An 8,903-nucleotide genomic window follows, 5' to 3' on the forward strand; every position below is an offset into this window, starting at 1 on the left:
GGGGGGCCGACGATGTTTAACGGGACGGGGCCGCCCGGGGCCCCCCCCCCCCCCGGGACACCAGGACGGCCGCCTCAGCTCCGCCGAAAGTGCTTTCAGGATATGAAGAAACGACGGCGCCCCGCGGAGCTCGTCTTGCGGGAAGTGGCGCTGCGGATGAAGAACAGCAGGCCCACGACGATGGTGACGCCGCCGCCGAGCACGCCGATCGTGTGCTCGCCCGCGTTGAGGATGATCGCGATCCCGCCCGCGACGAGGATCAGCCCCATGACGAGGGAAACGAACGGGCGGCCGCCTTGTTCTTTGGCCATGGGAAACTCCTTGGAAACGAGGGACGACGAATTCTCTGTGATCGATTCAAGCACACGGCGATCAGCGTTGTGAGTCCTCGAAAGTCGTCTTCCGACCATCGAAAGTTGACGTTCCCCCGAGTTGCCGGTAACCCGGGGTGCTGGGAAGATCACACCCGTACGGGGGTTGCAACTTTGGTTGTGGCGACAAGCGACCTTGTGCACTAGCACGGCGGCGGGGGCAGCCGGTTGACTCGTCCTCAGGTACACCGGATCGAATACGGAGCAGGCGCTTGATCACAGCACGAGATCTCACGAAGCGATACGGGGACACGACCGCCGTCAACGGCCTGTCGTTCGACATCAAGCCTGGCGTCGTGACCGGTTTCCTGGGCCCCAACGGGGCCGGCAAGTCGACCACGATGCGGATGATCCTCGGCCTGGACGCCCCCAGCGGCGGCTCGGTCACGGTCAACGGCAAGGCCTACCGGGACCTGCCCGCGCCGATGCGGGAGGTCGGGGCGCTGCTCGACGCGAAGGCCGTCCACGGCGCGCGCACGGCGTACCGGCACCTGCAGTGGGTGGCGCAGGCCGGCGGCATCCCGCGCAAGCGCGTCGACGAGGTGCTCGACACCGTCGGCCTCACCGACGTCGCGGGCAAGAAGGTCGGCAACTTCTCCCTCGGCATGTACCAGCGGCTCGGCATCGCGACCGCGCTGCTGGGCGACCCGCCGACGCTGCTGTTCGACGAGCCGGTCAACGGCCTCGACCCCGAGGGCATCTACTGGATCAGGACGTTGATGCAGGACCTCGCCGCCGAGGGGCGGACGGTCTTCGTGTCGAGCCACCTGATGAACGAGATGGAAGAGACCGCCGCGCACGTCATCGTGATCGGCCGCGGCGAGCTCATCGCCGACATGCCGATCGCGGACTTCACCCAGCGCAGCGCGCGCAGCCACGTCCACGTCGTCTCGCCGCAGGTCGCCGAGCTCGCCGAAGCCCTCGAGCGGGCGGGCGGCAAGGTGACGAAGCTGGACGACGGCTCGCTCAACGTCGTCGGCCTGGACGCGCCGGAGATCGGCGACCTCGCGCTGGAGCGCCGGCTCGGGCTGCACGAGCTCACGCCGGTCCGCGCGAGCCTCGAGGCCGCGTTCATGGACCTCACCAAGGACAGCGTGCAGTACCGCTCGCACAACGGCGGGCCGCCGGCGGAGGAAAAGGTACTCGAGACGGTGCGGGCGCTCGCGTCGGAAGGGACTGAATAACGTGACCACCGCAACGGCTTCACTGCCGGAAACGAAGACGTCGCCGGGCATCGGCAACACGCTCGCGGCGGAGTGGACCAAGCTCAAGTCGGTCCGGTCGACCTGGGTCGTCGTCATCGCCGCGGCGGTCGTCAGCGTCGGGTTCTCCGTGCTGTTCAGCTTCCTGACCGAACAGGACTACAAGAACCTGCCCGCCGGGCAGACGGCGGACTTCGACTCGGCCGGCACCAGCATGGTCGGGATGAACCTCGGCCTGATCCTCATCGCGGTGCTCGGGGTGCTCGCCGTGTCCGGTGAGTACGCGACCGGGATGATGCGCCTCACCCTGGCCATCACCCCGCACCGCGGCCGCGTCCTGATCTCGAAGGCCGTGGTCGTCGGGCTGCTGGCGTTCGTGCTCGGCACCCTGTTCGCGGCGGCGGCGTTCTTCGTCGGCCAGCTGGTCCTCGGCATCAACCCGGCCATCCCGACGCTGGGCCTCGGCGGCCCGGGCGTGCTGCGCAGCCTGCTCGGCTGGGGCGCGGAGTTCGCGGCGTTCGCGCTGCTGGCGCTGTCGTTCGGCGTGATGATGCGCAGCGCGGCGGGCGCGATCGCGACGGCGATCGGCTTCATCTTCGCCCCGGCGATCCTCGGCGCGCTGCTGCCGGCGTGGGTCCAGCGCGACATCCTGGCGTACTTCCCGGCCTCGGCGGCGGAGCAGTTGAGCACCGCTCAGCTGAAGACGGACTCGGCGACGTACCTGGGTCCGCTGACCGGTGGGGGGACGCTGCTGACGTGGGTCGCGGTGGCTCTGGTGGTCGCGTTCTCCCTGATGGGGAAGCGCGACTCGGGCTGAGACCCCGACGCCATGAACGACTCTTTCATGTCGCCAGACGACAGGAAAGAGTCGTTCATGGCGTTTCGGCGCAGGCGAGGAGGCGGTCGGCGGCCGTGACCGCGCCGCCGCCTTCGTGGGTGTGGTCGCGCATCGCGCGCATGCGTGCGCCGATGCCTTCGTCCGCGGCCACCGCCACGACCGCGTCGCGGATCGACTCGGGCGTCACCTCCGCGCGCGGGATCCGGACGCCGAGGCCCAGCTCCACCACCCGTTCCGTGTTGACCTCCTGCTCTCCGTGCATCGGCACCAGGACCAGCGGGGTCCCGCAGTAGAACGCCTCCATCACGCTGCCCATGCCCGCCGACGTCACGAACGCCGACGCGTGCCGCAGCACCGCCGGGTGCGGAACCCACTGGCGCGCCTCGACATTCGCGGGCAAAATGCCCAGCGACGCCGGGTCCACGCCGCCGCCCAACGTCATCACCAGGTTCCACGGCAGGTCCGCGAAAGCGCTTGCGCACTGGCGGAAGAAGTCCGGCTGGTCGTTGAACGCCGACGTCCCCAGGGAGACCAGCAGCACCGGGTTTCCGTTCGACGGCGGCTCCCAGCCCGTCAGCGGCCGCTGCGGGCCGAAGCACGGGCCGGTGAACGTGTGCCGCTCGTCGAACGTCTGGCCCGCGTACTGGAAGTCGCGGGGGATCAGGACCAGCTTGTGGTCGCGGCCGTCGTCGAGGAACTGTTCCGCCGTCCGGCCTGGAGCCTCGGCCGCCAGCAGGGCGTGCAAATCGGCCACGAAATCGTACGGTTCCGCGTCGTCCACTGTGGACGGCTCCGGGAAGCGGGCGACGTGTGCGGGCAGCGAATAGTGCTCGTTCGAAGCGAAGCACGCCGACAGCTGAACCGTCGGGCACGGGACGTCGTGGGCGAGCACCCGGCCCGCGATCCACATCGTCGAGTCGAACGCGAGCACGTCGGGCGGGTCCTCGGCCAGCAGCTTCCGCACCGGCTCCAGCGGCGCCAGGCAGCTGGAAGCGCCGGTCAGCGCGGCCGCCAGCCGGTGCGAGCCCGGGTCGTCGGCAGGCTCGCGGTAGCCGAGAGGACGGGCGCCGGTCGCGGCGATCCGATCGGCGAAGGCGCTGCCGGTCGCCACGGTGACCCGGTGGCCGCGCCGGACCAGTTCGCCGAGGACGTCCAGGACGGGGGTCACGTGCCCGTAGCCGGGCAGGGTGCAGAGCACGACGTGTCGGGTCACCTTGCCATGCTCGCACCGCGCATTCTGGGATTTCGCCAGACGTCCCCCCGTTAGCCTCGGGCGCGAACCCTGGTGAGAGGTGGGCGAATGGAGTTCGGCTGGACCGCGGACCAGCGGCAGCGCTACGACCGGACGGTGGCCGACACGCGGGCGGCCTTCCCGGCCGCACCCGAGTACGTGTTCAGCCGCGAGAAATGGGCCCTGCTCGGCAAGTTCGGCGTCCTCGGCGCCAGCGTGCCCACCGGCCACGGCGGCGGCGGCCTCACCGCGCTCGAGACGGCGCGAGTGTTCGAGGCCGCCGGGCGCGGCTGCCCGGACACCGGGCTCGTCTTCGGCGCGGCCGCGCATCTGTTCGCCTGCACGATGCCGATCGTCGACTTCGCGCGAGAGGCGCTGCGCGACCGGCTCCTGCCCGGCCTCGCCGCCGGCGACCTGATCGCGGGCAACGCGATGACCGAGCCCGAAGCGGGTTCCGACGTCGGCGCGCTGCGGACCACGGCCACCCCGGTCGACGGCGGGTTCGTCCTCGACGGCGTCAAGAGCTTCGTCAGCAACGGTCCCGTGGCCGACGTCCTGGTCACCTACGCGGTCACCGACCCGGCCGCCGGCCACTGGGGCATCACGGCTTTCGCGCTCGACGCCCGCTCGCCGGGGATCTCCTTCGGGGAGCCGTTCGCCAAGCTCGGCATGGAAGGCTGCGTGGCCTCCGAGGTCACCTTCACCGGGTGTTTCGTGCCCGCCGACGCCGTCCTCGGCGAACCGGGCCAGGGCTCGGCGATCTTCCAGCACTCGATGGGCTGGGAGCGCGCTTGCCTGTTCGCGCTGTACCTGGGCGTGCAGGACCGGCTGATCGAGCGCTGCCTGGAGCACGTGCGCGACCGCCGCCAGTTCGGGAAGCGGCTCGCGGAGTTCCAGTCGGTGTCCAACCGGATCGTGGAGATGAAGCTGCGGGCCGAAAGCGCCCGCCTGCTGCTGTACCGGGCCTGCTGGGCGCTGGACCAAGGCGAGGACGCGACGCTGTTCGCGGCGCTGTCGAAGCTCGCGGTGTCCGAGGGGACGGTGGCGAGCGCGACGGACGCCGTGCAGCTGTTCGGCAGCCGCGGCTACCTGCGCGAGCAGGGGATCGAAGCCGCGCTGCGGGACGCGATCGGCGGGACGATCTTCTCCGGCGCCTCCGACGTGCAGCGGCAGCTGGTCGCGATGGAACTGGGGATGTGAGCACGATGGAATTGCTGCACCAGCTGGTTCTCGCCGCTCGGCAGCGCACTCCGGACGCGCCGGCGGTGCACGTGGGCGCCAGGACCGTGACGTACCGCGAGCTGGACGAGCTGGCCGATCGGCAGGCCGCCGGGCTCCACGCGGCCGGCGTCCGCCGCGGTGACCGGGTGCTGATCTGGGCGGAGAAGAGCGTCGAAGTGGTGGCGCTGATGCAGGCGTCGCTGCGGCTGGGCGCGGTCTACGTGCCGGTCGCGCCGTCGAACCCGGTCTCGCGGGTGCGGCTCATCGCCGAGGGCTGCACGCCCGCGCTGGTGGTCACTGACGAGACGGCAGACTGGGGTGCGAACCCGCCGCCGCTGAGCTCGTTCGACGCTCTGTCCATTGTGGATCGGCCGGCCCCGCCGCCTGAGCACGTCGGGCCGGACGAGCCCGCGTACATCCTCTACACGTCAGGCTCGACGGGTGCGCCGAAGGGCGTCTTGATCAGTCACCGCAACGCGCTCGCGTTCGTGGAGTGGGCCGCGGCGGAGACCGGGCTGCACGCGGGGGACCGGCTGGCCAACCACGCGCCGTTCAACTTCGACCTGTCGGTGTTCGACCTCTACGGCGCGTTCTCCGCCGGGGCGTCGGTGGACCTGGCCGGCTCGGACCTGTCGTACTCACCCGCCGAGCTGACGGACTTCCTGCACGGGCGCGGGATCAGCGTCTGGTACTCGGTGCCGTCGGCGCTGCTGCTGATGATGCGCCACGGCGGCCTGCTCGACCGGCCCGCGCCGGCGTCGCTGCGGGTCTGCGTGTTCGCCGGGGAGCCGTTCCCGATCGCCGGGGTGCAGACGCTGCGGCGCGCGTGGCCGGACGTCCGGCTGTTCAACTGGTACGGCCCGACCGAGACGAACGTCGTGACCAGCTACGAAGTGACTTCAGCGGACCTCGCGCGGACCGGCGGCCTGCCGATCGGGCGGGCGTGTTCGGGCGCCACGCTGACGCTGGCGGACGGCGAGATCGTCGTCGAGGGCCCGACGGTCATGCTGGGCTACTGGGGAGCGCCGCCGCAGCTGGGCGGCTACCACACGGGTGACGTCGGCCGGTACGACGCGGCGGGCGAGCTGGAGTACGCCGGCCGGCGCGACGCGATGGTGAAGCTCCGCGGCCACCGCATCGAACTGGGCGAAATCGAGACGGCGCTGACCCGCCACCCGGCGGTGGCCGAGGTGGCGGTGGTGGTGACGGGAAGCGGCATCGACGCCCGCCTGCGCGCGGTGATCGTCCCCCGCCCGGGCGAGCGCGTGACGCTGCTGGGGATGAAGGCCCACTGCTCGGCGCACTTGCCGAAGTACATGATCGTGGACGAGGTGAGCCTGGTCGACGAGCTGCCCCGCACGGCGAACGGCAAGACCGACCGCGCCGCACTCGCCGCCGCCCACTGACCCCGGGCATCCGCGATCCAGGCCAAAGCCGTGAAGGCCACCTTCAGGAACTTAGAGTTCCTGAAGGTGGCCTTCACGGCTCTGCGGGTCAGGAGCGTCGCGCGATGACGTAGTGGGTCGGGAGGTTCAACCCCGAGCCGTCGGCCAGTGTCTCCGTCGTGCGCAGCAGCAGTTCGCCGCCGTCCACGACGGTGAAGCCGGCCACCTCGTACACCGTCTCCAGTTCCGCCTCGCCCGCCGCCGGCTGCAGCCCGATGCCGAAGTAGATCGACACGCGCTCCAGCTTCGGGAGGTCGTTGGCCGGATCTGCGATCAGCTGCTGCATGTACGTGTAGCTCGCCGGCGTCAGCTCCTGGTTGAACACGCACCCGCGCGCCCCGGCCAGCACGGCCAGGTTGCGGACGCACGCCACCCGCCGGTCGACCGGCAGCTGGTGGATCACCCCGGACAGGTAGATGTTCACGTCGCCGTACCGCGCACGGAACGCCGCCACCGCCGCGTCGTCGAGCACGTCGAGCAGCTCGTACGAGACGCCGTCACCGCCGTTCTCGACCCGCGCCCGGTTCAACGCCGCCTCGGCGATGTCGACGCCGACGACCCGGTCGTACAGCCCGGCCAGGTACTTCGTCTGGGTCCCGTTGCCGCAGCCGAGGTCGATCAGCGGGAGCGCCGGGTCGAAGTGCGCCTTGAACAGCTCGGCGTGCGCCGCCGCGCCGTCGGCCGGCTCGCAGTCCCAGAAGGCCGCGCCCGTGCGGTCCGGGAGGTCCGTCCAGTAGGCCTCCCAGAGCTGCCCGTCCTTGTTCGCCATCGTCGGCTTCTCCCGCCGGGTCAGTTCTTCGGCCACGGGATTTCCGGGGCCGCGTAGTACTTCACGCCGAGCGCCGTCCAGCGCGGGCCCTGGGCGGCCAGCCGCGACGCGAACGACGTCCAGTCGTGGCTCGCCTGCGACGACCAGCCGAGCTCGGCGATCGCGGGCAGCCGCGGGAACGCCAGGTAGCGCACGTCGTCGAGGCTGCGCACGGTGTCCGTCCACAAAGGAGCTTCGACGCCGTCGATGTTCGAGGTGAGCGCGCCGGGCACGACCGCGGTCGGGTCCCAGCCGTACGCGGCCTGGACGCTGATGTCGCCCGCCCACTCGAGGCCGATGTCGGCCGGGACGCCGGGGGCGTACTTCATGTCCAGGTAGGTGTAGACGCACGGCGCCATGATCAGCTTCGCGCCCTGCTGGCTGGCTTCGCCGACCTCGTTCTGGGTGCCGTCGTAGATCCAGAACTCGCCGGTCGCGCCCTGCGGCGGAGTCGCGGTGAGCATCTCGGCCCAGCCCAGCAGCTTCTTGCCGAACTTCGCCACCATCGGCGCGATCTTCGCCATGAACGCCGTGTACTGCGCGTCGTCGAGGTCCTGGATCTCGTCGCCGCCGACGTCGAGGTAGCTGCCCGGGGTCAGCGCCGCGAGCTGGCCGAGCACGTCGTTGATGAACTTGTACGTGACCGGCTTGTCGACGCACAGATCCGACCGCGGCGCGGGGGTGAGCCCGGTGTAGACCGGCCCGGCGACGCCGTCGCAGTTGAGCTCGGCGTACGACGAGAGCGCCGCGCCGAAGTGCGACGGCATGTCGATCTCCGGCACGATCGTGATGTGCCGGCTCTGCGCGTAGGCGACGATGTCGCGGTACTGGGCCTGGGTGTAGAAACCGCCGGCCCCGCCGCCGGAGCCGGTGCTCGCGCCCTTGGCGGTCAGGTCGGGCCAGCCGGTGATCTGCAGCCGCCAGCCCTGGTCGTCGGTGAGGTGGAGGTGCAGGTTGTTGACCTTGTACAGCGCGATGTCGTCGATGTACTTCTTCACGTCGGCGACCGGCAGGAAGTGCCGCGCCACATCGAGCATGGCGCCGCGGTAGGGGTAGCGCGGGTAGTCGAGGATGTGGCCGCCGGGCACCGTGAGCGTCCCGCTCGGCGTGGCGGGCAGGAGCTGACGCAGCGTCTGCACGCCGTTGAACAGGCCGGCGGGCTTCGCGGCCCGGATGGTCACCCCGGTCGCGGTGGTGTCGAGCTGGTAGCCCTCGGCGCCGACGCGGGGGTCCGCGCCGCCGAGCACCAGCGAGATCCCGGGCAGCGCCTTGGGGAGCCAGGGGAGAGCGGGAGCGGGGACCACGGGGACCCGGAACCGGGTCGCCGGGCGTAGCAGCCCGGCGAGGTAGTCGCCGACCTGGCGGGCGTCGGCGCCGCCGGAGGTGAACACCACCGTCTCCGGGCCGAGCCGGTAGCGGACGGCCGGGTCCGGCGTCACCGACACCGGGGCCGGCACGATCTGCTGCAGGGTCGTCGCGGCCGGAACCGGCTGCGGTGCGGCGCCGGCGGGCACCACGGGGGCGAGCAAGCCGAGGAGGGAGAGGAGCAGCACCCCACGCCTGGCACTTCGAGCGGTCATGAGCCGTCCATTGCGGATAGTGGTGACGGGAAGAAGAGAGTGGCCTCCTTCTCTTAATGGCCGGGTGACGTGCGAGTCCACCCGATCGGCCGACGTCTGGGGAGACTGCTAATACTGCAACGGCAGTCGGGTGGCGTGTGGTAGATCATCCTGGTGGTGGTCGATGTGGTGATGGATCAGCTGGACCGGGTGCATGAGCGGATCGCG

At 70.8% G+C, this 8,903-nt stretch carries 8 protein-coding genes; 4 read left to right on the plus strand and 4 right to left on the minus strand.

From position 1 onward, the window contains the following. Positions 1-95: 95 nt before the first annotated feature. Positions 96-311: a hypothetical protein gene (locus AB0N03_RS49415; RefSeq protein ID WP_364387975.1), complete on the minus strand. Its 216-nt coding sequence runs from the start codon at positions 309-311 to the stop codon at positions 96-98. Between the two features lie 272 nt (positions 312-583). Between AB0N03_RS49415 and AB0N03_RS49420 the strand changes: the two genes are divergently transcribed. After that, positions 584-1,555 (plus strand): ATP-binding cassette domain-containing protein, encoded by a 972-nt coding sequence (locus tag AB0N03_RS49420; RefSeq protein ID WP_364387977.1) that lies wholly within the window; start codon positions 584-586, stop codon positions 1,553-1,555. A gap of 1 nt (position 1,556) precedes the next feature. Beyond that, complete coding sequence (locus AB0N03_RS49425) at positions 1,557-2,390, plus strand: ABC transporter permease subunit (RefSeq protein WP_364387979.1); 834 nt, start codon at positions 1,557-1,559, stop codon at positions 2,388-2,390. A gap of 55 nt (positions 2,391-2,445) precedes the next feature. Here AB0N03_RS49425 and AB0N03_RS49430 read toward each other — a convergent pair whose 3' ends face one another. After that, complete coding sequence (locus AB0N03_RS49430) at positions 2,446-3,624, minus strand: macrolide family glycosyltransferase (protein ID WP_364387981.1); 1,179 nt, start codon at positions 3,622-3,624, stop codon at positions 2,446-2,448. A gap of 87 nt (positions 3,625-3,711) precedes the next feature. Here AB0N03_RS49430 and AB0N03_RS49435 point away from each other — a divergent pair, with 87 nt between their 5' ends. Then, the gene (locus AB0N03_RS49435) at positions 3,712-4,842 is read left to right on the plus strand and encodes an acyl-CoA dehydrogenase family protein (protein WP_364387983.1); all 1,131 of its coding nucleotides are present in this window, start codon (positions 3,712-3,714) and stop codon (positions 4,840-4,842) included. A 5-nt stretch (positions 4,843-4,847) separates the two neighbouring features. Then, entirely contained in the window at positions 4,848-6,269 is a 1,422-nt protein-coding gene (locus AB0N03_RS49440) for an AMP-binding protein (protein WP_364387991.1), read from the plus strand. An 88-nt stretch (positions 6,270-6,357) separates the two neighbouring features. Here the strand turns inward: AB0N03_RS49440 and AB0N03_RS49445 are convergent, their stop codons facing one another. Then, positions 6,358-7,113: a methyltransferase domain-containing protein gene (locus tag AB0N03_RS49445; protein ID WP_364387985.1), complete on the minus strand. Its 756-nt coding sequence runs from the start codon at positions 7,111-7,113 to the stop codon at positions 6,358-6,360. Next, complete coding sequence (locus tag AB0N03_RS49450) at positions 7,098-8,696, minus strand: beta-N-acetylhexosaminidase (RefSeq protein ID WP_364387987.1); 1,599 nt, start codon at positions 8,694-8,696, stop codon at positions 7,098-7,100. Before AB0N03_RS49450 ends, AB0N03_RS49445 begins: the two co-directional genes overlap by 16 nt. Between the last annotated feature and the right edge of the window lie 207 nt (positions 8,697-8,903).

Source organism: Amycolatopsis sp. NPDC051061, assembly GCF_040682935.1.
Classification (GTDB): Bacteria; Actinomycetota; Actinomycetes; order Mycobacteriales; family Pseudonocardiaceae; genus Amycolatopsis.

Excerpts from the sequence above, each read along its gene's own strand:
- AB0N03_RS49415 (WP_364387975.1), bottom strand. The coding sequence starts at position 311 with ATGGCCAAAGAACAAGGCGGCCGCCCGTTCGTTTCCCTCGTCATGGGG.
- AB0N03_RS49435 (WP_364387983.1), top strand. The coding sequence starts at position 3,712 with ATGGAGTTCGGCTGGACCGCGGACCAGCGGCAGCGCTACGACCGGACG.
- AB0N03_RS49440 (WP_364387991.1), top strand. The coding sequence starts at position 4,848 with ATGGAATTGCTGCACCAGCTGGTTCTCGCCGCTCGGCAGCGCACTCCG.
- AB0N03_RS49450 (WP_364387987.1), bottom strand. The coding sequence starts at position 8,696 with ATGACCGCTCGAAGTGCCAGGCGTGGGGTGCTGCTCCTCTCCCTCCTC.